Source organism: Rania fehmarnensis (genome assembly GCF_056494185.1).
In genome coordinates this window covers 1,493,524-1,519,767 of record NZ_CM151398.1, presented here as the reverse complement: position 1 = coordinate 1,519,767, position 26,244 = coordinate 1,493,524, and the positions used below count along the sequence as shown (strand labels likewise).

Here is a 26,244-nt window from a genome sequence, read left to right as displayed (position 1 = left end):
ATGGTGGGATATTCGGCAAGTGAAACTGCGAGCGGATCGTTTCCATAAGAGGCTGATTTTGAGTAAGACAAGCAAGTTCCAAAGCGCTCAGCCACCCAACGCACCTTCCGTTTTCCACCGCCGGATGTCGCCTCGCAGGTTATGGGAACGCTGGGCAATAGTCTGGCAGTCGGCGATGATTGTCGGAGCACTGGTCGGTTGGGGACTGTACGCAATTACCCCCACGTCTCATCAGGCTAATATTGATCTGCTTATCAACCAGCCGCCAGGGGCCACGCGCGCTCTGGATACGGAGATGCGGATCATTGAGAGTCAATTGACTCTCCCAGACGCTGTGGCTGATGAAGGTTTAAGCAGTTTGCACGATTTTCAGAAATTGACGCCCGATCAAATTGTCCAGTGGATTCAAGCTCATCTACAGGTGGCTCGGTTAAGCGACGAGATCGTCAGGCTGTGCATTACGTCGCAGTCGCCGGAATTGTCTGAGCGGTTGGCCGATAGTATTGCCAAAAGCTACATCGCTGGATTTCGATTGCGAGCCCGCACATCAGCCGATCCGGACACAATCTCTAGAGATGTTGAAGTATTATCGCGGCATCAGCAGATCACGTCACCTGGATGGCCGCGTCGATTGTTCGAAGGGGCAGTTTATGCACTGATCATCGCTGTTGCGTTAACCGTGTTGCTAGATCTGGTGGATCGACGATTTCACGACCCGCAAGAGATTGTTCAAGAGCTTGGTGTGCCGGTTCTAGGTCACATTCCATGGTACCAACTCCATACATCTTACAAACCGGACAAGATTTCTAAATCAATTACCCTGGTCCATCATTCCAGGGGAATGGTGAGTGAGAGTTATCGATTTGTGCGCACAAGTTTGCTGCTAGGTGCGCATGCCAACAAGATCAAAGTCCTGCAAATCGCAGGTGCCCTTCCGGGTGAAGGCAAATCGACTTTGGCAGCAAACCTCGCAGTTGCTTCAGCCCAAATGGGTCGACACACTTTGCTCATCGATGCCGACTTACGCAGACCACGGATTGCCCATCTATTCCAGGTCAAGAAGAATATTGGCTTAGCATCAGTTCTAGCTGGACGGGAGCGTGTGGAGGACGCCATTGAGCCGAGCTGTATCCCTAACTTGTCGATCCTCTACAGCGGAAATCGTCCTAGCAATCCATCCGAGCTTGTCAGTTGCAGTTATTTTGCACAGTTGATCAATGGACTGCGAGATCGTTTCGATACGATCATAATTGATACTCCATCACTGTTGGCCGTCTCTGATGGAAGAGCGGTATCAAGAGTCGTGGATGGTGTAGTGCTGACGATGAAACTAGAGAAGGATAGTCGCGTTTTGAGCAGAGAGTCGATTGAGCTTCTGTCAGATGTCAACGCCAATGTCTTGGGGGTAGTCGTTAACGGCTCGACCGTCCATCAACATAGCTACTACGACTATCCTTTGATGAAGAGGGCGTTTAGAAACAATTATTCGTACAGTTACGTCGTTCATGACGACACCGATGACGATGACGATGATCCCTCGACGGGTGAAGCGTTAGATTCGAGTAGCGAGGCCGCAGCATCCGCTGAGCCGACCACTACTATGAAATCATGACCACGGACTAGCGGTCATGGTCGAATCCTCACGCGACGCCTTGCCCCCTCCCGGAGCCTCGCTAAACGCGGGCTCCGACCTCCCCCGACTGCGTCGGGAGAGGTGACAGTCACCTCCCCAAGGCTTTGCCTTGGGGAGGTCGAATCGAGCCGTAGCGAGATTCGGGAGGGGGCTGGGCGCACTAGTCGATCTCGCCAGAGATTGGACGTTAATTGGTGACGCGTCCAAAGTCTGGCGACTTCGGCTACAGTTAGTACCACCTCCCCCGCTACGCGCTGCGCGGGAGAGGTGACACTGCGTAGCTTACAGTTCTTCGATCACTTCGCCGCTCAGATCCAAAATGGCATCAGCGGCATCTTTGAAGAACCAGTCCAGGTTTCCTTCACCACTCATTTGATCCAGGCTGCCGCCATCATCGACTACGCTCACGCCAGCTTGTAAGGCAGCACCACTGATGCCCACGCCAGCCTTCAGACTCAAGATCCGCTGGACGTAACTGGCAGAACTAGTCCATTCGGTTAGGAGATCGTTCAGGTTCTGCAAAGCGGCATCGTGCGTGGTAGTACTGGGTATCAATACGTCTTCGTCAGCGCCTCCCTGCAGAATATCCAAGTCAACGCCACCGATGAGCAAATCACGCTTGCCTTGCCCTTTCAGGGTGTCGTTGCCAGCGTGTCCCAAGAGCACGTTGGCCAAACCGTTCCCGCTGAGAACATCATCGCCACTGCCACCAGCTATGTTCTCGAAAGTAGTGCCCGAAGTCAGCCTGATCCGGCGAGTACCATGCACGTCTTGATTGCTTGTCAGCGCCAGATCGAGCGTGACATCCGCGGTAACTGCGGTGAAATCCAACGTATCGAGTCCGGCAGAGGCTAGTTCGGTAATCGTATCCAATTCAAGCGGACTTGTTTCGTCATCAAAGGCATACACATCGTTGCCTAATCCCCCGCGCATATTGTCGTCGCCTTGCTTGCCCGTGAGGACATTGTTTAAAGCGTTGCCTATCAGTACATCACTAGCTGCTCCTCCGGTTAGATTCTCGATCACATCACTGGCCGATAGTCGAATCGTACGATTCAACTGCGCGGCCTGAGCCGTACTTAACCCCAGATTGAAGTTGATGCTGGTGGTAGCCGAACGAAAGCTGACTCGATCGACGCCTTGGTCGGGCAGCTCGATAATGAGATCTGCTTCGGCAGAGTCAGTATCGTCGAATACGTAAGTGTCGTTACCCAGTTCGCCCCGTAGCGTATCATCGCCTTCCATACCTTGCAGCACATCGTCGTCAGTACCACCAATCAGTTCATCGTTGGCACCACCGCCGACCAGCAGGTCATTACCCGGTCCGCCAGCAATCACGTTGGCCGCCAGGTTGCCCCGGAGGATATCGTTCGAACCACCACCAATCAAGTTCACGATATTAGCCGCTTCAATGAGCCGAAGACTCAGATTATCGTTGATCGTTTGCAGGCTGAGCAGTTGCAGATCGACGCTTACTGGCAAGCTGGATTCCGAAAAATCCAATGTCACTGGAGCGCTCGCGGACGAGCTTAACACGTCGAACGCCCCCAACGGCGCATCGGTATCGAAGCGAATTACGCTTGTGCCGCTGATGGCCGATAACTGTCGAGTCTCAACCTCACTGGTTGTCAAAGAAGAATTGCCCACATGCACGCCCGTCGCGTTGACCACCAGGTTGTTCTCATAGAAACGCACTCGATCGTTACCCGCTTGACCATCGATATGGAGAACTGCAGCGGGGTCATAACGTGCCACGAGTTGTCCGTTGGATTCGTTGGTTCCCAGATAAACGCTCAAAACGTCGTGGCCGAGCACTTGTTCTGGGATGACTCGGAAGAAATCATCATCGACTGACCCACGCAGAGGATCGTAGATGAAAACTTCGCGACCAAAGTAGGTCGAAGTAGCAGCAAATGCCAGGCGTTGGCCAAAGCTGACTAGCCAGGCTGGATTGCCGTTGCCAGCGCCTTGCACGCTATCGACCATACGTTCGGGAGTCGAACCTCGCAGACGCCACAGTTCATTACCTACAACTCCGTCAGTCGCCGCAAAATACAGGATGCCGTTGACGTTTCGCAACTGCGATGGATTGGAACTACCGCTGGTCGAAATATTCGTCATTTGGGTCAAGAAGTTACCCGAGAGTCTCCACAGTTCGGTATCACCACTGGAGTTGGTCGCGCGGAAATAGAGCAAACCCAAGACGTTGGTAAGTTCACCCGGATTGGAGCCAAGTGGGCCGGGTACGATGTCCATTACCCGGCTCGTATTGGCAGCCGTGCCATTGCTCTTGTAGAGTTCGATGCCACTGACGCCATCGTTAGCAGTGAAGAATAAAGTGCCATCAACGTTGGTTAGATTGCTGGGCGCCGATCCTCCACTGCTGGCGACCAAATTGCGCACCATGACTGTGCCAGCGCTTGTCCCGTTGCTTTTCCAGAGCTCCGTACCATTGGTGCTATCGTTGGCTTGAAAATAGAGCGTAGTACCAACAGCAGTCAACGATTGCGGATTGGAGCTGTTTATGCCCGCGGCTATATTTCTGACCATCGTGGTAGTGGCCGCTGAGCCATTACTTTGCCAGAGTTCCACACCGTTGGTGCCATCGTTGGCAGTGAAGTACAGCTTGCTGCCAACGTTGACCATATTGGCTATACCAGAGCTGGCCACACCCGAGCGAATGTCACGCACTAAAACTGGTGAACCTCGTTCCATTCGCCAGAGCTCGCGTCCCGAGAAGGCGGCCTCCACGGTAAAGTAGAGCGTACCGTTGACGTTGATCAACTGCCTGGGAAACGAACTACCGCTGCCGCGACGCAGGTCACTGACGAGAGTTGTGCCGGCAACCGTTCCGTCACTCTTCCACAGTTCTGTGCCATCCTCTGCGGTGGTGGCTGCGAAGTACAACGTACCATTGACGTTAACCATATAAGCAGGCTCTGACCCGCCGTCGAAGTTGACATTCAGATTCACCAAGCCTTCTTGCGTACCGTCAGTAACCCACAACTCCGTGGCAAAACTATCTTCTAGCGCGGTGAAGAACAGTCGATCACCTACGGGAGTGAGGTTTGATGCATTGGAGCTAAAGGTCTGAATCTGCTTTACTTGCGCTGTACCCGCGGCGGTACCGTTACTGCGCCATAGAAGATCAGCGACTGGCGCTGCATTGACGGCAAAATACAGCGAACCAGCAATATTCGTAAAGCGCAGATCACTCGTACCATATTCGAGTGTCGTAATCTGCGTTGTCCCGACGGCCGTGCCATTGCTCTTCCACAGCGATTCGACGCCTTGCGAGGAGGTTGAGAAGTAGAGCACACCGCTGACGTTGGTTAACTTATCGATCGATGTGGAATCTGTTCCGAGAGTGATGTCTTTGACGATCGTGGTACCTGCAGCAGTGCCGGTGCTCTTCCAGAGTTCATTCCCCGTAGCGGGCGACGTTGCTTCGAAGAACAATTTACCACTGACATTAGTCAAGCCACGAATGCCCGAAAGGTCGTCGCGCACTGTTTCTAGCTGCCCACTTGCATTCACTTTCTTAAGCGTATCGCCGACCGAATTAAGCGACGAACCTATGGCCAGGTAAAGTGTGCCGCTAACGTTCTCCAGCTCTACCGGTAGGTTAGGTGAATTGCCTAAAGCTCCAACAACTTCGACGTTGCTCGTGTCGGCCTTCAACAGCGTTAATTGACTGGTCGCTGGACGGTAGGCTGTAAAATACAGCGTTCCATTAACATCGGTGAGCCGTGAGAGTTGGACGTACTGAGGAGTTGAAAGCACAGTCTGTAAACCCGTCGACGTTTTTCTCAGCAACGTTTGACCAAATTGGGATTGAATGGTGAAGTAGAGCGAGCTACCCACGCTCGCCGTCAGCAATGGACTTTCATCAAAGGCTATGACGGTGCCAACGGGCGTACCATTGCTCTGCCACAAATGTCCTTGGCTGGCAAAGTACAGTGTGCTACCCACGACCGTCATATTCGATGGCGCAGAACTTGTGGACTTATTCCCTAGATCTTTCACCAGCGAAGTTCCCGCCGCGGTACCGTTTGTTTTCCACAGCCCCAGATTCGTCGAGCTCGTCTCGGCTGTGAAATACAGCGAGGTCCCCATTCTTGCCAGGCTGAGACCTTCCCAAAGCGTGTCATTCAAGTTGATGTCCTTGACCATGACCGTTCCGGCATTGGTTCCGTCGGACTTCCACAAAGCCGCGCCGTTCTGAGAGTCCCTCCCATAGAACATGGCGGAAGTGCCCAATTGCACGGGTGGAGTGAGCGTCCGCAGGGCATTGGATTCTGTATTGGCGTCAATCACGGTCAAGTCGACCGCTAGCGGACGGCGCGTTTCCAGTGATTCAACCATCAGCCGACGTGTGCGCGAGCGGCTGGATTTCCGAAGAATTTTGCGCGGTAACATGAGGGGCTCGCAATTGAGAAGAGTGTCGGAACACCACCCGATGCCAATTGCGAGGCAGATTGTTACATCCAATGTCTCCTTTTGCTCCGCAAAAGGCAGACGGTCCTCCATGCCGCAAATGCAGCTGTTTTTTTGCGCCGCAAACAGAACCTGACTTTCGCAGAGCGAAAGGAGACGCTAGGCAGGCAAAATGGCGTTGTGGTAGATGTCCTGAACGTCTTCGCAATCGTTCAGCATGTTCATGAACTTTTCAAACAACGGCACGTCATCGCCGCCAATTTCGGTGCGAGCTTGCGGAATGAAGGTGATTTCTTCGACATCGATTTCCAGGCTGGGCATGGCTTCCAATAGGGCTTGCCGGGCTTTGTAAAACTCGTTGGCAGGGGCAAACATGGTCACCTGGCCGCCTTCACACTCGACGTCGCTGACATCGACCTCCGCACTCAGCAGTGCATCGAGGGTCGGATCAGGGCTGTCACCTTTGAACGAAATTACGGCCAGGTGATCGAACAGGTGCGAAACGGCCCCGGGCGCGCCCATCTTCGATCCGGTCTTGGTAAAACAATTGCGGATATCGGAAATCGTGCGGTTGTTATTGTCGGTCAGGCAATCGATGATGACCGAGCAGCCGCCGGGACCAAAGCCTTCGTACCGAGCCAGCACAAAATCTTCGCCGCCAGTGCCACGGGCTTTTTCAATAGCTTTCTCGATGACGTGAGCCGGAACCTGGTCGCGTTTGGCTTTGTCAATCATGCTGCGCAGCGCAGGATTGGCCGACGGTTCAGCTCCACCGTTCTTGGCAATGACATACAGCTGCTTGCCATACTTCGAATAGACCTTGGATTTCTGCGCAGCCGTCTTGGCCATCGACACTTTGCGAACTTCAAAGCTTCTTCCCATAGTATGCGTCTCGCCAAATCTGGTCACCTGTTGAAAAGTTAGATTTTAAGCTTTGTTGAAAAACAAACTAGCAGTCTCTCTACGCTGCCGCGTCGACGCTTCTAGCTGCCTATTGCCGGATACAGTACAGGCCATCAATGCCTCGTAGATAGATGCTGTTATGGGCAACTGCAGGACTGGCCCAAAATACGTCGTCCAGATGACCGCCACCGACCACTTCGAATTCCTTGCCAACCTTGATCAGCGATCCGGTGCCGGCTTCGTCCACTACCAAGAGATTGCCACCCACGATCAACGGTGATGCGGCTACCAATTTCATATCGGGCAAGCGACTCTGATACCAGCGCTCGCCGGTCTGAGCATCGTAGCACCGCAAAATGTTGTTATCGGCGACGTATAGGAACTGACCATCCGATACCGGCGAAGCCATGCCGGGTCCGGCTTTAGCTTCCGACCACGCGCAACCTGCGAAGGTTCCATTCATCTTCTCTGGCGTCAGGTCTCCTGCGCTACCAGCGGTCATCGCGAAGAGTGGTCCTTTGGCAAACGGATCGGAACCACCAAAGTAAAGTCGCTCGGAGTCAGCTGCCACGGAACAAGCGGTCGGGGCTTTGACTTTCTGCAGCTTCCAATTCACTGCGCCCGTTTCGGGATCGAGGCTATCCACTTCTTCGTTACCAGACACGATCACTTCGCGACGCAAGGTATTGCGCCACACGATCGGCGAGCTCCACGAACTGCCAGCCTTAGCGCGTTCGTGTTTCCACTTAGTGCTGCCTGACTTGGTATCCACGCAGTAGACCGTGCTCGACTTGGATGTAAAGTGTTGCACGATAACTTTGCCCTGGTCGATTGCCAACGAACTGCCAGTGCCGAAACCGTTGTTACTGGGATAAGCTCCGAACTCTTGTTGCCAAAGAGGTTGGCCATCGTGACTGATCGCAGCCAGTGATCCGGTAGCACCGAAGAACGTGTAAATTCCGTCAGCATCGACGACGGGCGTTTCGGTAGCGTATGTATTCGAGGGATGAATAGGAAACTCGGGTTTGCCTTTCGTGACCGTATGTGTCCAGATCTGTTGACCGGTGCCTGCATCCAGGCAAAGCAGTTGCCAATCAATCACAACATCAGGTGCACTCGTAAAGCCACCCAGCCCCATGCTCTGCGGCATCTTCACGCCATCGCTAAAGTTCTTCGGACGCAGAGGCGGATCGCTAATGGCGGTTGTCAGGTACAAGCGATTTTGCCACACAATCGGTTGAGACCAACCCGAGCCAGGCACGGTAACTTTCCACGCCATGTTTTCGGTCGCCGACCATTTCAGGGGCACCGATTGATCGGTAACCATGCCCGCGGCAGTGCCGCGAAATTGCGGAAAGTCTTCGCCATAAACTGGGCAGACACTCGCTGCCCACAGGACCCAGCAACTCCACCAACGCACAGCTGACGTTTCTCCGATTATCATACGTTCGGCCTCTTTTAATACGATGTTCAGTCTGAGATCTTTCATTCCATTTATAGCATGTCACAGGGTCTTTGGAGTGCGGTGCCACCGGGGACCGCTTTGATGTCCTAACCAGACCATACCGCAGCCGATTTCAATTGGCAGCGAATTCTTCAAGGGCAGGCTTCGGTACAGTCGGCTATTACATCAAAGCTGTGCCAACGGCACAGCACTCCAAAGGGCAACATTCCTCACAAATCGGTGTAACCTTTTGGCCCGTAACGGATCGGTACTACAGACGGACTTAGAACTCAATCCTATAAGGAGTGAATAATGAGCGCTGTAGTACACGTTTCCGAGTCGGAATTTGCTGGTGAAGTGCTGGATTGCCAGGTCCCGGTATTGGTTGACTTCTACGCCGATTGGTGTGGACCGTGCCGAGCGATCGGACCGGTGCTGGACCGTTTGTCGACGACGTATGAAGGCCGAGCCAAGATCGTGAAGATCAATGTCGACGAAGAGCCTGCGTTGGCTGGCCAGTACAGTGTGACTTCGATACCTGCCCTAATGTTTTTCAGTGGCGGTGCGCTGGTGGCCCGTACCAATGGTGCCCCGCCGGCTGCGGCCATCTCGCAGGCGCTCGATCAATTGATTGCTCGCCAGGTGGCGTGACGAAACGAATTCCATCGAGAGTTGCCCGTTGCTCAGGCGCCCGAATGGGCAGGCGGGCTCTCTTGGTTTATCGACATTCAAACACCAGTGTTCAGGAGAATAAAAATGACGTGCGGAGTAGATGGCAGTTGTTGTCGGATCTGCCCTGGCATGTGGTTGGCCGGGATCGTCTTGGCAGTCATGCTCGCGCAAAGTATCGTCCAGCGATTCTCCGGCCCGACGCCCATCCAGTCGAGCACCACCTCACAATCATCAACTCCCCAAGTCCCATCTAGCGAAAGCGCGGACACCGCTGCCACCTCAGAGATGCTCGAACAGTAGCCGCCCAACAGTCACTGGACCGTAGGCTTCTAGCGTCCTACCGGACATCCCTAAACTGATTCGTCCTCGCCACTGACTAATCGACTATCCACAGGTTAACATTAAGCGACTGGTTAGATACCCGACCGGGGACTGGCGATAGAGGTGGATGGGCAATGGATGAGGACGAGAAGACGCTGGCCTACAATGTAATCCGGCGACAGATTCAGCACACAATCACCTTTCGTGTACTTAGTGGTCCTCGAAAAGATCAAGTGATTCATGTCGAGCAGCCCACTATGCTCATTCTAGGCCGCGATTCGAGCGTGTCGTTTTGCATCGGCGACGATCCCTACTTCTCCAGAAGTCACTGTCGGCTGGAGGTTTCGCCACCGAATTGTCGCTTGATCGATCTGTCGAGCACCAACGGAACACTTGTCAACAAAATTCGAGTCTCAGGTCCCATCGACCTGGTCGATGGTGATGTGATTGGCGGCGGCGATACCAGTATTCTGTATAGTGTTTCCGAGCGTTCCGCATCCAGTCTCATCTGTGCCGACCAGCCTGACGCCAAAGATGACAAACTCGACCAAGATATCGACGCGTTAAATGAACTGTTGGGCGAGTCCGATGCACCCGCGATCGTGCTACCGCTAGAAGGGAAGAGAAAACAGGCGCGACTGACCGAAGGTAGCATTGTAGGAGGCTATCAGGTATTGCGCGAACTTGGCCGCGGTGGAATGGGAATCGTCTACCTGGTTCGTCATATTCGTACTCAAACACTACGCGCCTTGAAGCTAATTTTGCCCACGGGAGATAACCAGCAAAGCCATACGCAAGTTCAGATGTTCCTGCGCGAGGCAAGCTTGTTGCTAAAACTAAAGCACCTTCGGATCGTAGAGGCAATCGAGATCGGCCTCCACAACGAACTGCCCTATCTGATCTTGGAGTACATTGAGACCATCGACCTGATTGCGACTATCGGCAAGCAAACACGGCCCAAAGCCATACGGATGGCTTGTTGGGTCATCACGCAAATTCTCGACGCTCTCGAGGCAGCCCATCAACTTGGGACTATTCACCGCGATGTGAAGCCGGGCAATATGCTGGCCTTTCGCATGGGACAGCAGATGTTGGTAAAGCTGTCCGACTTTGGTCTAGCCAAACAATATCAAGACGCGGGTTTCAGCGATTTGACACAAGACCACGAAATGCGCGGCACTTTGACTTATATGGCGCCCGAACAAGTGCAAGATAGTCGCTACTGTCAACCACAGGTCGATCTGTATGCCGCTGCAGCCACTTTGTATTTCTTCTTAACTGGTTGCCATCATTTCGAAACTTCCCATTACAGCCAGACCGTTCAGGCGATGCTGACACAGAATCCCATACCATTGATGCAGCGCGCAGGCGACGTACCGCCGCAGTTGGCTCAAATTGTTGACCGCTCTCTGCTGCGTGATCCCACTCAACGACTGCAAACGGCGGCAGAGTTGCGTGATGCCCTCTGGCCGTTTGCGCAAAAGTGAGCACCCTCCACGTGGTTATGGATAGACCTTGGTCATGGGCAACGCGCGTTTTAGGCGTTCGATGCCCGCCGCTGTTACCATCGTATTGCCAATCCAAACTTCATCGAGCTTAGTGCACTGTTGCAATTGCACCAATCCCTTGTCGGTCAATGGCGAATCGGTCAACCAAACACCTCGCAATTCGGGACATTCAGCGAGCAGCTTGCACACGCGATCGGTACAAGCCTGCGTACCACTTAGCGTCAATCGTTGCTGAGTCCGTTGGACTGAGTCCTGCCGCAAGTATTCGATTATGCCCGCCTCAGTAATACTTGATCCTCCTAAGTCCAGAGCGAGAGGAGGGGCCATTTTGCTGATCGCTTTGAGCGTGGCATCGGAAAGCAGTGGGTTCGATCCAATTTCGTAAGTCACCAGTTCGCGTTTAGACAGGCTCTCGGCGTCCGTGTCCGTCAGGTTAAGCCCTCGGGCCTGTAGATTATGAAGGAACGGCAATTGATCTACCAACTTGCATAGGGCTGGGCCGCTGATATGCGTCCGTGAGACCCCCAAGGTATTCAACTGCTTGAATTCGGCCAGCAAATCGACATAGCTGTCGTCGGCCGTCGAATTATCCAAGCTGAGATTGAACAAGGTAGCCTGGCAGCGAAGGCTCTTGATTCCTGTTGACGAAACGTTTTGACAATTCAACAGCCCCAACTCCTCCAACTGCACAAACTGGTTGAAGGTGTCGTAGTCATCCTGAGTCAGTTGGGCGCGCGTGATTGTAAATGCGCGGATCGGTAGCTCCCTGCACAGACGCATAGCTTCGCGGTAGTCTGGACTGAGACCGTCGAGAGAAACATTGTAGAGGTTTCGACCGCTATCTTCTAAAACTGCTATTTCTTTCAAGCGAGCAGCAACGCCTTCTAGCGTTGCCGGTATCGGTTTAACCGGCGCTGGGGGTTTGACCGGCGCTGGTGGATTGACCGGGGGCGAGGTTTTCGGCGGCTCAACCACCGGAGGTTCAACTACTTTTGGAGATGGTGGAGGCGGCGGAGTGTCCTCTGAAGAAGGGGGTTCCCCGTCAGATTTTGGAGGTGGAACGTCAACCGAAAATGAACCGCCATCGTCAGGAGTTACTTTGAGAGATTTGCCACCGTTCCGCAACTCGACCGATTGGGCATCTGCTTCGATCTTTGTTCTACTCCCATCCTTGTTTATGATGATGATAACAATGACACCTAAGAACACTACAATTGGGATCGGACTGCGCAGCCCTGTTAACACCTTGGTGCCAGTCTTACGTCGTCCCCTGCCGGCCGAGGTTCGGTGAGGCGAGCCATACGCGGGCGGAGCAATTGCAGATCTCTGTGTCGCCTGGGATATCAAGGATGCCGGAGCGGAAGCAGGCGATGTCGTGATTCTCATTGAGACTGCAGATTGATCTGGCGATACAATTGGGTTTTCTAGAGTGAGCATGGAGATATCTTCTTTGGAACTGGCTTGAGCATCAAGACAAGCGAGCAGTGCTTGGCCCAACTCGGCAGCCGTTGTAAAGCGAAGCTTGAGGTCACAGTGAGTTGCTTTTCGACAGACAGCATCCAACTTGTCTGAGACGGTGGGTATCGCGGATTTGAGTGAAATCGCTGTACCCGATAGAACTTGCGCGTAGATCTGGGGCGTCGTTCCCGCGTAAGGGCGTCTGCCAACCAGCAGTTCAAACAGGATAACTCCCAGGCTGTAGATGTCGGTCGCCGGAGTTAGCGACTCGCCGCGCAGTTGTTCTGGAGACATATAAGCTGGCGTACCGAGAACTGCGCCAGTGTTGGTCAGATCTTGTTCGGTTTCCGTGATCTTACGTGCCAAGCCGAAGTCCATGATCACGAAACTCTTGTTCGCGCGGACCATAATGTTGGCCGGTTTCAAGTCGCGGTGGATAACTCCTTCACTGTGGGCATAGTGAACCGAGTTGGCAATTCGCTGCATTAGTAAGATTACTGTGCGGGCGGAGAGCCGTCTCCCTTGCTTGATAATGTCAGCCAGGGTCACCCCTTCGATATAGGCCATGGATAAGAACGCGCGACCTTTGATTTCGCCAATATCATAGACCCGGCATATGTTCTCGTGATCCAAGGTCGCAGCCAGTCGGGCTTCGCGGCGAAATCGCTCTTGAGCATCACCGGAGCCCTCACGAGCAAAGCTGGGAAGTTTGATCGCGACTTGTCGATCCAATTGAGAATCGTGCGCCAGGTAGACAGCCCCCATACCACCTTGGCCTAGTAATTTGAGTAGGCGGTAGCGGCCGAACTCCATCGGCAGCATGAAGTCCGAGCTGATTCCACTTTGAGGATGCGTGGAATCAGAAGACCTTACGAGGGTATTTTCCTCTTTGATCTGCTTGGATGTATCCGGACGCTCAGGCATCACGACAGTTCCCAACTTTAAGCTACTAATCAAGTGAAACGGGTAATCCGTCTTGGCGATTGCCCAGACGCTGGTGAGTCTCCAGGTTGACGCTAAAGTCGATCATTCGCACACTGCCATCGACAAAGGCAACTTGAAAGCCGACTTGATGGTTACTGCCCCACAAGTAAACATTGTCGTATCCACGTTTATCCTGCATGGGACTGGCATGGGACCACGCATGCATATCGCTGTCATCACCAGCAAAGAGCGTGTGATCGTCTCGCCAACTTATTCCGGTTTGATAGTGATCTGGGGTCAAGTATTTCTCGCCGACCAGGTATGTGTTGGAAGTACCATCGGTGATCGATGCTAAGGACAAGCGGCTGCGCTGAAAACAGATGCCGGTTGAATCTGACATATCAGCAAAGCCTCGACCGGCAAAACCGTCGGCGACTGAAGGACCACCGCCCCACAGACGAACCCGGTCACCAGAGTTGGCCGCATAGTCGGACCTGGCGACCAGGCTGACTGCATCGCAGTTGTATGCATGTTCGTTGGGAACTGGCGCAACAATTAAGCGAGGATACAGATCCGCAGGCCGACGACTGGGACATATAAATCCGGGCAGGGGCTGAGCGACCATCAGCGCCGTTTGCGCCAGTTGGGTTGGGGTAATCGAATTGGCCTGGCCATCGCCGGCCATCTGCGCCAAGCTACTTTGCTCCAAGAAAGGCAACAAGCTAAAGGCCCAACTGCCAGGCTGCCGCGCGCCGGTCCCGCGGTCGACGTCTCCAACCCAGTGCCACCCCCAACCTCCTGATGGCAGTGTACGAAAGGCCGATTCGTGATTCAGAAAGGCCAACGAGAGCTGTTTCAGATTATTGGCGCATTGCAAACGACGGGCAGCTTCGCGGGCCGCTTGGACCGCTGGTAGCAACAGGCCCACCAGAATGCCGATAATGGCAATCACCACTAGCAATTCGATGAGAGTAAAAGCGGATTGCCTGGCGTTGGATGACTTTAGAACATGCATGATTTGAATCCTAGAGACTGGTTTTTCGAACGACTAAGGGTTCAGTAGCCAGCCCCTCCGATTCGTGACTGAAAACAGGGGAAAAGCTCAAAAAAAATCTTCGCAATTTTGCGTCACGCTTCCGCGATTCTCGCGACTACCCATATATGGCGAGAAAATTCAGCAAGTCGAACTCGAAATTGTGGGATTCTAAAATGATTGGTCATGTACGTCGGGTAAGCAGCGGGTGTCTAGTGGCAGCGTTCCTTCTGGCGGGCAGTGGGAATGTGGTTTCCCAAGATTTGGCGTATCCCGAGGCCTACTACGGCAAGGGATCCACCGTCGATGGCGACCACATGCGTGGCGAAGCAGCCATGATCCACGCCATGGGTGCTCACCGTTATGCCACCGCCATGATGTATCAGCAGCAATTGCTCTTGTTCCAGTCGCAACAGCAGTACCACATGCAGCGCTTGGGAATGATGAACCAAATGCTGGCGGCCAACGGTCAGCCTCGCATAGCGGAATTGGAGAAGAAAGTCGAGATACTAACTGAAATGAATCGAGAGGTAATGAAGAAGTTGCGAGAGATGACCAGCGGTCCGCCTACCAATCACGTGGACGCCGATGCATCCCAAGCGACTCGGTTGATCGGTACCGAACGATCTCGAAAAGTTCGATCCGTGCGTTAGATCTAGGAATCGGAGGGAATCCGGCTGTCAGGTATAGTCCGGGTAAAAAGACGGGTTAGAATTGCGAGGGCGCTGCACGGCTGAGGTACATCATCCCGAAGCGGCGCTGTTCGTTTTTCTCAAGACATGCCCAGCGCATGGATATGCCCGTCATGCAGACAAGCTTTGAGCTGTTGCTCCAGGACGCTCGGAACGGTTCCAGCACCGCACTGAACGATTTGCTGGTGCCCTATCAATCTGCGATTCAAATTTACGCGCGTAGTCTGCTCGGTCGCGATCTGCTCAAGTTCATGGATGCGGCCGATTTGACACAAGATGTATTTGTGGCGGCGACGACTTCACTACTACAGTTTCGCGGTCAAGATGAACAAGCGTGGCTGCAATGGCTCAAGGGAATCTGCCGCCATTGTTTTCTCAGTCTGTTGCGCGATCGCGCGCCCAAAATACGCGCAACCAGGTCTCTGCAAGCCATTGCTGACGAAGGCTCGAGTTTCGATGTCCAGGCCTTGCAAACCAGCATCTTTGGCAGGGTAGAGAAACGTCATCATGAGAAGTTATTTGAACGCGCACTCCAGTGGTTGCCGGAAGATGATCGAAACTTGCTGATCAAAAAATACCTGGGCGACAGTGAAGTCTCGTGGGGCGAACTGGTTGAGGAATTTGGATTGAGCGAAGTCGCTTTGCGACGGCGTGGAAGCCGTTTGATCGAGCTGCTCCGCGGAGGCATGCGATTGCTGGAAAAGATCGAACACAACCAAGTACCCGAACCCTTGGCCGAGTTGTTGTGCATGAAGTTCCTCCAAAGGCTGACCATTGAGGAAATTGCCTCTAAAGCCGGCGAAGCACCAGACAAGGTTCGCTGCTTTCTGCAAGCCTCTGAACAAATTCTCAAGCAAGATATGCTATAGATTGAACAACCTTCAGTCGGCTTCCTCACCCGCCAACCCCAGGCGAGTTTAAAAATTCTTGGTCACACTTGGCCGCGACTTGCTACTGGATCTTTGTCAGCAGTTACGTAAACCTGCTGTTAGCGAAGAGATCCACTTTTGCGGGGAGTTCACCATGAGTCGTCGTGTACCTAGTCAACATAGAGCCTTTCGAGGATGTCGCCTGGAAACACTAGAACACAGAAACTTGATGGCCGTCGACACCGATGATGCCATTATCGAAGCAACTCCTATGGCGCTAGTGGGTACGATTCCGACATCGGTCTCAGAAGTAATTAGCGAGTCGACCGACGTCGATATGCGCAAAATTTTTGTTCAAGCCGGTCAAACCGTTGACTTCGACATTGATACCCCCACCAACGGACCGGGTGGACTGGGAGCATACCTGCGGCTCTTCGATGCCGCCGGTCGACAACTAGCAGCCAATAACGATGCAGCAGCGCCTGGCGAAGATCGCATCGGTTTTGATTCGTACGTGCGCTATACATTTCCAACCACGGGATCGTACTTTGTCGGAGTGTCGAGTTGGAGAAACACCGGCTATAGCGCCGTGACCGGCAATGGTGATACTGCGGGCACGACCTATGCCACTGGGCGATACACCTTGACCGCTCGAATACTACCGGTAGATGTGGACGATTCGATCATCGAGGCTCGTCCCTTGGGTACGATCAGCCGCAGTATTAGCGTTGACGGACAGATTGATAATGATCTGGACGTGGACATGTATCAATTTCGTGCCGCGGCAGGACAGGTTATCGATTTTGATATCGATACGACCCTGAACGGTCCCGGTGGACTGGGATCGCACATTCGTATCTTTGATTCTGCCGGTCGCCAACTGGCGTACAATAATGATGCGGCTGCGCCAGGTGAATCGCGCGTCGGATTCGATTCCTACTTGCGTTACCGTTTTTCACGATCGGGCGATTACTTTATTGGAGTTTCGAACTGGCTGAACACTAACTACAATCCTGTCAGCGGTGGCGCGGACTCAGCAAGTTGGCAGCATGCAATTGGCTCATTTCGGTTGGTCGTTAGCACTTCCGGTGCAGTACCGGTACCGGTTCCACCCAGGACGCTGCCACCTTCGTATTTGACTTCGCAATCTTCAGGCGATGCCCATACTTCACAAGTCAGTAGCCGTTCATCCGTCGTCAACGCAAATATCAAAGACGAGGTTGTACAGATTGCTGGACCACGAACCGCAGTGTCAACTGGCAGCGCGGCAGTAGACCTTTACATGTCGAGCGTTTCCAAGTCCGAGTTGGCGGTCGACACAGCGGTGGAATTGGCCAATCTTCTGGCCGTGGCTCGATTGGCATAAAGTTGAAATTTCTCCGCCGACGGACTGACAGTCGGCGGAGACATTGCCCGCAGGGCTCAGGGTTCTCTTGGCGTTCTCGAGGTGGAACACCCTTATGAGCTCAAATCCCATGAGATTCTAAGTTACAAGCGATTGGCTGCAATTGCGTCAGCTGGTCTGTCAACTAGAATTTGCAGGTCTGGTCAACGCGAGTACAGCCTGTAGGAAGCCCAACAATGCCCAAAAATGTGGCACAGGAAGCGTTCGGTTCTTCTCTTTCGAACGCCTATGAAGGTATGACGACGGAGTGCGTGCCAAACCTGGTGGCAGAGTTCCATCCATTGATGTTAGCTGTTGCTCGCGAGTTGATTTCGCGTGATATCCAAGGCAAGCTGGGAGCTTCGGATATTGTGCAGTTGACTTGGATGGAAGCGATTCGGGATTGGCAGAGTGTAAAAGCCAAGAACCGCGATCAGTTCGTGGGTTGGTTGATCACGCTCTTGCGGAATAACGCCAGGGATTTGTGCAAGGCCTATCGCCGATCAAAGAAACGTGATGTGTCTCGAGAACAACCTTCAATGAACTGCAATTTGCTCGTGGGCCGCACGTCGCCAGTTGATCCACTGGTCATTATGGAAAAAGCACAAACAATCCAAGCGGTGATGGAGAAGCTCTCGAGCGGTCATCAGCAGCTTTTGGAATGGCGATTTAAGGATCGGCTGAGCTTCGGGGAAATCGGACGACGACTCAATCGTAGCGAAGATGCCGTGCGCATGATGCTCAATCGAACTCTCAAGCGATTGGAAAATGAACTTCGGAATCATGAACTTTTCGCATGAAGATCTTTCGACGCTGCCGGCTGCTAACAATTCCTCCGCAAATCCTGAGGCCATTGCGGATTTGCAGTTCTGGATTGATCATCCCTCCCTGGACAGCATTCAGTTACAAGTCAGTGGTGAAACTAGTAAGAATCTGAAATACGACATCGATGCGGCGCGCGGACTGCTCGAGCGATCCGAGCGTCATCCACTGGAGTTGCTTGGAGTTGGTGCTTTCGGAATTGTCTTTCGGGCGCGAGACCGTCGCTTGAAGCGCGATGTAGCAATCAAACTACTCCGCAAATCGATGTTGAATCATTGCGGAAATGCGCTACGTTTCAGTCTTGAAGCCGAATCAATGGCGCTGTGTGCCGGCCAGGGCGTCGTTCCCATTTATGATTTTGGTACGCTTGAAGATACTCCATACATCTCGATGCAATTCATCGAAGGCCTCAACCTGCGGCAGCATTTGGGAGAGCAGGGTGGGCCGCTTACCCCTAGGCAAGCAGCAGGGCTGATCGGTCAGGTCGCTCGCGCTGTTCACGGAATGCACCAACATGGCGTTCTGCATCGCGATCTCAAGCCCTCCAATATCTTGCTGGAACGGCAACCCGCATCCGGTGGCAGCGTTATGCGACCCTGGGTCGCTGATTTTGGCTTCGTAAAAGGCATGCCCGATGCCAAGCACGGCTTAGCATCCGACCTCAGCACCCATGATACGATCGTTGGCACACTGAGTTACATGTCACCTGAGCAGGCCGCAGGACAACCAAATCTAACTACAGCGACGGATGTCTATGCGTTGGGTGTCATCCTGTACGAGCTTCTGGTCGGACACTGCCCATTTGCAGGTACCAACAAAGTCGAGGTCCTGGGGAACATATTGCGTGCCCAGCCGACTTCGCTACGAAAACAAAATGCTGGTGTACCCCGAGAGCTGGAGGCAATTGTCATGAAGTGCTTGGAAAAGCACCCCAATGATCGATACGCCTCTGCCGAAGCCCTGGCCACAGACTTAGAGAGTTGGCTGCAGCGTCGGCCAACGCTGGCAACTCCGCCCACGCCTGTCGCGCGACTACGGATGTGGGCAAGTCGCAATCGTTTGGCGGCAGCATCTCTTTCCATGATTGGCCTCGGACTTCCATTGGCCTTGCTCGTCCTCAGCACCCTTTACGCGCGCGAGCGCGCGACATCCAAACAGTTACGAGAAGCCAGACACGAGACCCAAGTTGCCTTGGTCAGGGCTCAGGAATCCGCAGAGTCCTTTGTTCGTTTAGCGCGAAAAAACATTCGTAAGCTGGCAGAAGAATACGGCAAGCAACCAGGCGGTGCACTCCGCCGACTGCAACTCCACCAAGAAGTGTTAACCGAATTTGAGGCAATGGCGAAAGCCAGTAGTTACGATGCCTATAGTCGACACCAACTGAGCATCGCCCTCCACTATGTCTCCACCGCTCTTGGCCCAGCCGGATTCTCCAGTGAGTCCACTGAGACTCGACGAAGAGGACTTCAATTACTGGAAGAACTGGTCGAGGAGTATCCTGATAACGATGCGTACCGTTTTGATCGATTCTACAATCGCATGGTCCTATCAACCACTTCAAGTAACGTGGTGAGTGAGTTGGAAAAATGTCTGGCAGACGTGCGACTGGTTTGTGATCATCAACCCCAGCGGCATGAGTATGCCAACGCTCTCAATTCGAATCTCGCGAGCCTGTCGTTGGCCTATCTGGCTCCCGACCAACCACCTGCCAGCCATGAGCAGATTGAACAGACTGCACTCAGGGCAATCCATCAGGCGGAGGATTTGCAGCGACAGCATCCAGATAAAGTCGAATATCTCAAGCCCGCCCGGGAAGGCTATAGGGTTCTGGGAATATTGTGCAGCCAGCGCAACCAGGTTGATCGCATGCTCGAAAACTTCCATACGGCCTTTCAAATCCATCAAAAAATTGCCGACGCTATTCCTAACGAAGGGGTCTGGTTGCTGGAAGGGTTTTTCGTGCGCGTCGACTTTCTACGTGCGTTAAAGGCTCATCAACATCCGCTACTAACTGAAAACATACAGTTGTCGCTATCGCAACTGGACCGAATGCCAGAATGGAGACTCGATACTCAGACCTTCGACTTAACCCGCTGTACTTATCATATGTGGCTGGCCACTGAGTATTGTAAGTCGTCCAGGCTCGAGGATGCCCAATTGCAATACGAACTCAGCCTGCGAGTCAATCGGTCTGATGACCAGCCCCTGTCTCAGGCGTCTATGGACTTTCAAGCGTTCATTGACGCCCGACACGAAACTGATCTGGCCCTTTGTGAGGCCTGGTCTAGCCAGCCGCCGTTTACGCAAGCTCCCTGACTAAGCACGTGGACGCATCCATCTCCTTAGCTCGAACTGTTATTGCCCTGGCCATAGGCAGATAACTGCACATACGTTCAGCATCTAATAGCCATGAATGCGTCTCCGGACAGTTCCAGCTATATTTTTGTGATTCACAGGCTGAGTTACCTTGCAGACCGGAATAGAAATAATAGATCATGTCCGCTTCCTAACTTCCTAGCCTAGTCCAGATTTATCCAATGCATTCACGCCCCAGTCCACGCCTAAGAGCCCGACAACTCGTAGTTGAATCACTCGAAGCTCGACAGCTGATGGCAGTCGATGTTGAATTAGCGAAAGATATCAACACTCGGACATCGGTTAGTCTGTTCTCTGACGCAGAAATTGTCGGCAACAAGACTTTTCTAGTGGCTCAGAATAGTTTGTGGATCACCGATCCGACGCGGAGCGACGCAACTCTGGTCATGGAGTTCGACAGCACTTTGGGGAGCGCTGTGCGGGAATTGACAAACGTCAATGGATTGCTGTACTTCGTCGCTGCTGGAACTGCGGGAACCGAACTGTGGCGCAGCGATGGCACCCCAGCAGGCACGCGCTTGGTCCGCGACATCAATCCACTGGGCAGCTCACTGCCGAGATATCTTACCAACGTCGATGGTACGCTTTACTTCACTGCGGAACGGAATGAGTGGGGTCGAGAATTGTGGAAGAGCAATGGCGATGCGGCCAGTACCGTCATGGTTCGCGATCTAGTGTCCGGCCCACAATCGTCTTCCATAGCTAATCTAACCGCCGTGGGAGATTCGCTTTTTTTCACAGCCTCTACCAATCTAGGACACGAACTTTTTCGTAGCCGAGGTACATCTGCCACCACAAATCTGGTGAAAGATCTGGCACCGGGCATCAGCAGTTCGTCTCCCAGAGAGTTAACCAATGTCGGCGGCGTCTTATACTTTACGGCACAAACGACCAACGGTCTTGAACTATGGCGAACCGAAGGCACCGCGTCCACTACGATCCCTATACGAGTCGCAGCCATCGACACTTCATCGGGCGCCCCCACTTTATTAACTGAAGTCAATGGTCAACTATATTTCACGGCGAGCACTTTGGGCAGCGGCCGCGAACTGTGGAAGAGTGGTGGCACAGTCGCTTCGACATTTATGGTCAGAGATACTTACGTAGGTCCAATTGGCTCGTATCCGGACAACCTCGTCAACGCCGGAGGCCTGCTGTACTTTACCGGGCAAACAGAATCGGGACGCGAGATCTGGCGGAGCAATGGCACAGCCGCAGGCACCTTGCAACTGAGGGACATCAATCCAGGCGTCGCCGATAGCTCGCCAGACAAACTACACGCAGTTGGTAAGGCGGTTTTTTTTGTCGCCAATGATGGAGTCAACGGCCAAGCCCTGTGGCGCACCAATGGCAGTCGAGCGGGCACCCAGCTAGTAAAAGATCTGTTCCCGAACGATGACGGCTTCTTCAGTGCCACACCGTTCGCCAACAGTGGTAACAAACTGCTCTTTTCGTCAAGTCTTGGCATCTGGTCAAGCGGCGGTACCGCCGAGACTACCCGCCCCTTCGAACCCTTCGCCAGCCTGACGCGCGGCTCGATCACCAGCACGGTACCGCCTGTAGAAGTCAATGGAACGTTGTATTTTATGGCCGACACGGGCTTCTATGGTTCCACATTCATCGGCTCACCCAGGCTTTGGAAGAGTGATGGGACCGCAGCTGGGACTATACCCTTGCTGGAAACAACTTTGGGTTCGACCGTCTCCCAACTAACCAACTTAAATGGCGTATTAATATTCACCGCCGGAGAATTCCCTAGCGGCGTCGAATTGTGGCGGAGCGATGGAACAGTAGAAGGTACGATTCAACTTGCGGTAATCAATCCAAGCACCAGTGGTAGTTATCCTTTCTCGCTCACGGCCTTCAATGGCTTGTTGTACTTCACTGCATTTGGTCCCAACGGCAGAGAACTATGGAGAACCGATGGAACCGAGGCGGGAACAATCGAAGTCAAGGACATCCAAGCCGGATCTGCGGGATCGTATCCATCGAACCTGGGCGTTGCCGGATCGACGCTCTACTTTTCAGCAGATGACGGTAGCGGTTTAGGGTTGTGGAAAACCGATGGTACCGCGGAAGGTACTGTCCTCGTCAAGCAACTCAACGACCCGCAGGCCGTTCCATTCGGCTTCACTCAAGTCGGTGAAGATGTTTTCTTTTCTGCCTACGATGCCACACATGGACGGGAACTCTGGAAGACGCGAGGTACGCTAGAATCAACCGAACTGGTACTGGATATTTACCCAGGTAACGCCAGCTCCAACGCAGCCAACTTCCGCGTAGTCGACAATCAATTGTTCTTCACCGCTGACGATGGTGTGCACGGATCGGAACTGTGGAAGAGCGATGGCACCCCTAGCGGTACAACCATGGTCCAGGATATCTCGCCAGGAGCGGGCAGTTCCGGGCCGGCCGAATTAACCGTCGTGGGCTCGCGACTCTACTTTGCCGCCACCACTCCGACGCAAGGTCGTGAACTCTGGTCGCTGACGAACGCCAGTTCGCCAACGCCCGTCGCCGGAGTCATGCCTGGCACCACTGTCAGCCAACCGGCTAGCTTGACCAATGTCAACGGAGTTGTCTACTTCTCCGCCTACGATGCGGTGCATGGCATCGAGCTCTGGAGCGTCGACAATGCGATCGCCGAGCTCGCTAGCGACATCAATCCTGGACCCAGTAGCTCCTCGCCCAGCTCAATCACGCGGGTAGGCGACAACTTCTTGACGGCCGCCACGCGACGCGACGTGGGCCGCGAGTATTTCATCGGTCGGCCTTGACGCACGTACATTTGTACGCATAAACTGAGCACGTACATTTGTACTTAGGCCTGGCTTTGCTAAGAACACGTGGTATGGAGGCTGTCGTGGTTGAGCGTCGTGCACTTTCGAAAGGCGAAATGGAAGTTGCCCGAGTACTGTGGGACATCGGCCCAGCCACGGTACGCGCAATCTTTGAAGTGCTCCAGCAAGATCGCTCGATCGATTTTGCCACAGTTCAAACCTATCTCCGACGGCTTGAATCCAAGGGCTACGCGACCTCGCATCTGCAAGGTCGCACCAAAATCTATACGGCTAAAGCGCGGCCCAAAACTGTAATTCGCGATACCGTTGGCGACCTGGTCGATCGTCTTTTTGGCGGCCAGACTATGCCGCTAATGCGACACCTCATCGAAGAGCATGGTATCAACAAACAAGATATCGCCGAACTACGCCAACTGATCCGTCGCTTGGATAAGGAGTCTGACCAATGATTGCTCAGCCATTACTCCATTGGTTAGTCACGCAGTCATGGCAAGTTGCGATCGTCGCCATAGTGGTCGCGATCGTGAACCGCTATCTCCTGGTTCGTTCGCCACGCATAACGCATTTGCTTTGGGCTTTGGTCTTAATCAAAGCCCTCACTCCACCGATCATCAGCTCACCGTTCAGTCCATTCAATTCAACCCCCGCGTCGATCGTTCTACCCTCCTCCATCGTCGACATTGCCTCAACCACAAGCTGGAAAGTCCCTGAATCCGCAGCTGGTGACCGGCGGCAATTGACACCTACAGATCAAGTGCTAACACCCACAAAAGAAGTCTCTTGGTCGTGGCCCAAGATCCTTACGTTTGGCATTGTCGCGACTTGGTTGTTGGGTTTCAGCCTTAACCTCCTAGTCGCCATGTATCGCTGGTGGCGATTTCAGCTTGTCGTCGCAGCCTCAGGGGCCAGGACGGATGACGAGTTGCAAGAATTGGCAAGTGCCGCCAATGCCCAACTTGCCAATAGACTGCAGTTGCCTCAAGTTAGGCTGCGTGTATTGCGACTGCCAGTTGGACCAGCTGTGGTGGGGTTGTTCAAGCCAACTATATTGCTGCCAGAGTGGGTTCTGAGGGAATGCTCGCCCGAGCAATGGAAAACACTGCTCATTCACGAACTGGTGCATGTTCGACGGGGCGATTTGATTTGGGCACTACTGGAGACCGTGTGCCGCATGCTCTTTTGGTTTCATCCCCTAGTGCGTTATGCCAGTAGCATGCTGGTGGCGGAATCGGAGCGCAGTTGCGACGAGGAGACGCTCGTCCTCTCGGGTTGTCCGGCTCCTTTATATGCGCAATGTCTGGTAGATGTCTTGGAACGTAAACATGGATTGACAGTTCCCCGGGGTATTCCCGGAATACGACCTGTCGATGTAACCAAAGTTCGATTGGAGAGAATCATGCAATTTCGACATGGAAGTCGAAGTCCGTCACGCTCGATAGCCTGGGCGATGTTTGTGCTCGCGGCGGTCTTCGTGCTGCCTGGACAGCGTTGGCTCGGTGCCATTGATCCTCCGGCCCCGCAGACAACCAACGCCACAGCTCCCATTGCCCTTGATCAATGGCGACCAGACTCCGTCACCGACACGCACGCGGCCGATAGTCCAGACCAACTCAGTGAGCATCGAGTATCTGTGCACGACATCCTCGATGCGCTCAGCAAAATTGACTATTCCAGGCAAGAAGCGGAGCAACTCGTGCGTGACCTGGTTTCGCCCCAAGCTGTGGCGACTTCGACAAGCAAAGTGGAGCCTCAGCAACTCACGCCCCTCGTCGCTCCCACGATCGTGGACTCGCATTTGGTTCTCAAGTCAACCAGCACTTTTTGGTTCCAACTTAATAACGCGCTAACCGCGCTCAGAATGGAGTTGCTCGATTATGTCCAATTGACTGAGAGGCTGTGCGATCTCGATCGAGCGACATTCGACTCGATGCAACTTAATTGGACTCACGCAGATGACCCTGACGTGGAAGTTCTCAGGCCGGATATCTTTCTGATGCACACACCGTCAACTGGCTATACGCAACTTTCGACAGTCGCCTTGATCGCCGATCAAGCCCGACTGAATGAACTTGGGCGTAGCCTGCCAGAAGAACTCCTACATGACTCATTGGCTATCCCGGCCTCTCACATGCTCAGTGGGGTGGTGCACGTGAGCACAGTTAGTGCGCCGCAACGTCTTCATCTTGCGAATTCCGTTTCCGGGCCAGCCTATAAGATTGTGTCTATTCCGACGAATATGGCCATCATTACCAGGACTCAAGCTGCGGTCGACAATCATCTCAAGCTGGAAGTACGCTTGGAGGGACGCGTCGATCAAGATGGATCGATGGCCCTCTCTCGCCATCGTCGACAATCAACCTTCAGGCCCTTCGCGGATAGCCGGGCCTCCGATAACCCCACCACATTCTGTCAGCAACTGGCCATCGAAATTCAATCGGGAGAAACGCTCGTCCTGGCTTCTCGGCCACAAGTCGAAGGGCAGGGCAATGTCATGCTGGTCATGATTCAGCCCACGCTTGTACACCCACTCCAGCGCGACAAAGATGTTGTTCGGTCGCGAGTGTCCAATATTGTCAAGCTAATCGCTGCCGATTTGAATCGCCAAGAGTCCAGCGGCCTCCCCGCAGGCACACTTGAAGATCCAATTCCTGTCTTAGGTCAGCTAACCAAGGCCGCAAGTCGACAAGAGATGGAGGCGTTGGACGATAATCTATTGATCTCTCTATCCAGAGCACGCTTCCTATCCAGAGCACGCTTCGCTAACATTCAATCGCTTAAAAACGTTGAAATAACCAGAACCAAAATCGAAGAACGTGTGGACATCGAGCGTTTTGTTCCCCTGATCGGCAACGCTTCACTCGAACACCACATCTATTTAGTGACGATCACAGGCGATTCCCCCAGTGGTGACCGCGAGAGCGTTCAATTTCATATCGACCATAACCGCTTCGTGCAGAAGTAGGGCAC

The 26,244-nt window shown here is 53.5% G+C and carries 17 protein-coding genes; 12 read left to right on the top strand and 5 right to left on the bottom strand.

Going from position 1 to position 26,244, the window contains the following annotated elements; translation table 11 throughout:
- The first annotated feature begins 58 nt into the window (after positions 1–58).
- Positions 59–1,612: a tyrosine-protein kinase domain-containing protein gene (locus tag SH573x_RS04715; RefSeq protein WP_479353179.1), complete on the top strand. Its 1,554-nt coding sequence runs from the start codon at positions 59–61 to the stop codon at positions 1,610–1,612.
- Positions 1,613–1,915: 303 nt separating this feature from the next.
- On the opposite strand, the gene SH573x_RS04710 is transcribed toward SH573x_RS04715, so the two are convergent.
- The 3 genes from SH573x_RS04710 to SH573x_RS04700 all read right to left on the bottom strand — a co-directional run bounded on the left by SH573x_RS04710 (position 1,916) and on the right by SH573x_RS04700 (position 8,417).
- Positions 1,916–6,052 carry an ELWxxDGT repeat protein gene (locus SH573x_RS04710; protein ID WP_479353178.1) on the bottom strand — a complete coding sequence of 1,379 codons (4,137 nt, stop codon included), beginning with the start codon at positions 6,050–6,052 and terminating at the stop codon, positions 1,916–1,918.
- Between the two features lie 177 nt (positions 6,053–6,229).
- Positions 6,230–6,952: a YebC/PmpR family DNA-binding transcriptional regulator gene (locus tag SH573x_RS04705; protein ID WP_479353177.1), complete on the bottom strand. Its 723-nt coding sequence runs from the start codon at positions 6,950–6,952 to the stop codon at positions 6,230–6,232.
- A gap of 109 nt (positions 6,953–7,061) precedes the next feature.
- On the bottom strand, positions 7,062–8,417 hold the full coding sequence (locus SH573x_RS04700; protein WP_479353176.1) for an outer membrane protein assembly factor BamB family protein: 1,356 nt from the start codon (positions 8,415–8,417) through the stop codon (positions 7,062–7,064).
- 312 nt (positions 8,418–8,729) lie between these two features.
- On the opposite strand from SH573x_RS04700, the gene trxA reads away from it, so the two are divergent.
- The 3 genes from trxA to SH573x_RS04685 all read left to right on the top strand — a co-directional run bounded on the left by trxA (position 8,730) and on the right by SH573x_RS04685 (position 10,897).
- The gene (gene trxA / locus SH573x_RS04695) at positions 8,730–9,068 is read left to right on the top strand and encodes a thioredoxin (protein WP_479353175.1); all 339 of its coding nucleotides are present in this window, start codon (positions 8,730–8,732) and stop codon (positions 9,066–9,068) included.
- A gap of 105 nt (positions 9,069–9,173) precedes the next feature.
- Positions 9,174–9,389 carry a hypothetical protein gene (locus tag SH573x_RS04690; protein WP_479353174.1) on the top strand — a complete coding sequence of 72 codons (216 nt, stop codon included), beginning with the start codon at positions 9,174–9,176 and terminating at the stop codon, positions 9,387–9,389.
- Between the two features lie 155 nt (positions 9,390–9,544).
- Positions 9,545–10,897, top strand: a complete 1,353-nt coding sequence (locus SH573x_RS04685) for a protein kinase domain-containing protein (RefSeq protein ID WP_479353173.1) — start codon at positions 9,545–9,547, stop codon at positions 10,895–10,897.
- A gap of 15 nt (positions 10,898–10,912) precedes the next feature.
- On the opposite strand, the gene SH573x_RS04680 is transcribed toward SH573x_RS04685, so the two are convergent.
- Entirely contained in the window at positions 10,913–13,300 is a 2,388-nt protein-coding gene (locus SH573x_RS04680; RefSeq protein ID WP_479353172.1) for a serine/threonine protein kinase, read from the bottom strand.
- 25 nt (positions 13,301–13,325) lie between these two features.
- Positions 13,326–14,315 carry a DUF1559 family PulG-like putative transporter gene (locus SH573x_RS04675; protein WP_479353171.1) on the bottom strand — a complete coding sequence of 330 codons (990 nt, stop codon included), beginning with the start codon at positions 14,313–14,315 and terminating at the stop codon, positions 13,326–13,328.
- Between the two features lie 194 nt (positions 14,316–14,509).
- On the opposite strand from SH573x_RS04675, the gene SH573x_RS04670 reads away from it, so the two are divergent.
- The 8 genes from SH573x_RS04670 to SH573x_RS04635 all read left to right on the top strand — a co-directional run bounded on the left by SH573x_RS04670 (position 14,510) and on the right by SH573x_RS04635 (position 26,239).
- Positions 14,510–14,986, top strand: a complete 477-nt coding sequence (locus SH573x_RS04670; RefSeq protein WP_479353170.1) for a hypothetical protein — start codon at positions 14,510–14,512, stop codon at positions 14,984–14,986.
- Positions 14,987–15,138: 152 nt separating this feature from the next.
- The gene (locus tag SH573x_RS04665; protein WP_479353169.1) at positions 15,139–15,894 is read left to right on the top strand and encodes an RNA polymerase sigma factor; all 756 of its coding nucleotides are present in this window, start codon (positions 15,139–15,141) and stop codon (positions 15,892–15,894) included.
- A 154-nt stretch (positions 15,895–16,048) separates the two neighbouring features.
- On the top strand, positions 16,049–17,260 hold the full coding sequence (locus SH573x_RS04660) for a DVUA0089 family protein (RefSeq protein ID WP_479353168.1): 1,212 nt from the start codon (positions 16,049–16,051) through the stop codon (positions 17,258–17,260).
- A 215-nt stretch (positions 17,261–17,475) separates the two neighbouring features.
- A complete protein-coding gene (locus tag SH573x_RS04655) occupies positions 17,476–18,078 on the top strand; it encodes a sigma-70 family RNA polymerase sigma factor (protein WP_479353167.1) in 603 nt (200 codons plus the stop codon).
- On the top strand, positions 18,047–20,416 hold the full coding sequence (locus SH573x_RS04650) for a serine/threonine protein kinase (RefSeq protein ID WP_479353166.1): 2,370 nt from the start codon (positions 18,047–18,049) through the stop codon (positions 20,414–20,416). Before SH573x_RS04655 ends, SH573x_RS04650 begins: the two co-directional genes overlap by 32 nt.
- A 221-nt stretch (positions 20,417–20,637) precedes the next feature.
- Positions 20,638–23,253, top strand: coding sequence for an ELWxxDGT repeat protein (locus SH573x_RS04645; RefSeq protein WP_479353165.1), 2,616 nt, complete (start codon positions 20,638–20,640; stop codon positions 23,251–23,253).
- Between the two features lie 86 nt (positions 23,254–23,339).
- Positions 23,340–23,726: a BlaI/MecI/CopY family transcriptional regulator gene (locus SH573x_RS04640; RefSeq protein ID WP_479353164.1), complete on the top strand. Its 387-nt coding sequence runs from the start codon at positions 23,340–23,342 to the stop codon at positions 23,724–23,726.
- The gene (locus SH573x_RS04635) at positions 23,723–26,239 is read left to right on the top strand and encodes a M56 family metallopeptidase (protein WP_479353163.1); all 2,517 of its coding nucleotides are present in this window, start codon (positions 23,723–23,725) and stop codon (positions 26,237–26,239) included. Before SH573x_RS04640 ends, SH573x_RS04635 begins: the two co-directional genes overlap by 4 nt.
- The last annotated feature ends 5 nt before the right edge of the window (positions 26,240–26,244 follow it).

Coding starts and splice junctions, on each gene's coding strand:
- SH573x_RS04710 (WP_479353178.1), bottom strand. CDS start 6,052: ATGTTACCGCGCAAAATTCTTCGGAAATCCAGCCGCTCGCGCACACGT.
- SH573x_RS04705 (WP_479353177.1), bottom strand. CDS start 6,952: ATGGGAAGAAGCTTTGAAGTTCGCAAAGTGTCGATGGCCAAGACGGCT.
- SH573x_RS04700 (WP_479353176.1), bottom strand. CDS start 8,417: ATGATAATCGGAGAAACGTCAGCTGTGCGTTGGTGGAGTTGCTGGGTC.
- trxA (WP_479353175.1), top strand. CDS start 8,730: ATGAGCGCTGTAGTACACGTTTCCGAGTCGGAATTTGCTGGTGAAGTG.
- SH573x_RS04690 (WP_479353174.1), top strand. CDS start 9,174: ATGACGTGCGGAGTAGATGGCAGTTGTTGTCGGATCTGCCCTGGCATG.
- SH573x_RS04685 (WP_479353173.1), top strand. CDS start 9,545: ATGGATGAGGACGAGAAGACGCTGGCCTACAATGTAATCCGGCGACAG.
- SH573x_RS04680 (WP_479353172.1), bottom strand. CDS start 13,300: ATGCCTGAGCGTCCGGATACATCCAAGCAGATCAAAGAGGAAAATACC.
- SH573x_RS04675 (WP_479353171.1), bottom strand. CDS start 14,315: ATGCATGTTCTAAAGTCATCCAACGCCAGGCAATCCGCTTTTACTCTC.
- SH573x_RS04670 (WP_479353170.1), top strand. CDS start 14,510: ATGATTGGTCATGTACGTCGGGTAAGCAGCGGGTGTCTAGTGGCAGCG.
- SH573x_RS04665 (WP_479353169.1), top strand. CDS start 15,139: ATGCAGACAAGCTTTGAGCTGTTGCTCCAGGACGCTCGGAACGGTTCC.
- SH573x_RS04660 (WP_479353168.1), top strand. CDS start 16,049: ATGAGTCGTCGTGTACCTAGTCAACATAGAGCCTTTCGAGGATGTCGC.
- SH573x_RS04655 (WP_479353167.1), top strand. CDS start 17,476: ATGCCCAAAAATGTGGCACAGGAAGCGTTCGGTTCTTCTCTTTCGAAC.
- SH573x_RS04650 (WP_479353166.1), top strand. CDS start 18,047: ATGAACTTCGGAATCATGAACTTTTCGCATGAAGATCTTTCGACGCTG.
- SH573x_RS04645 (WP_479353165.1), top strand. CDS start 20,638: ATGCATTCACGCCCCAGTCCACGCCTAAGAGCCCGACAACTCGTAGTT.
- SH573x_RS04635 (WP_479353163.1), top strand. CDS start 23,723: ATGATTGCTCAGCCATTACTCCATTGGTTAGTCACGCAGTCATGGCAA.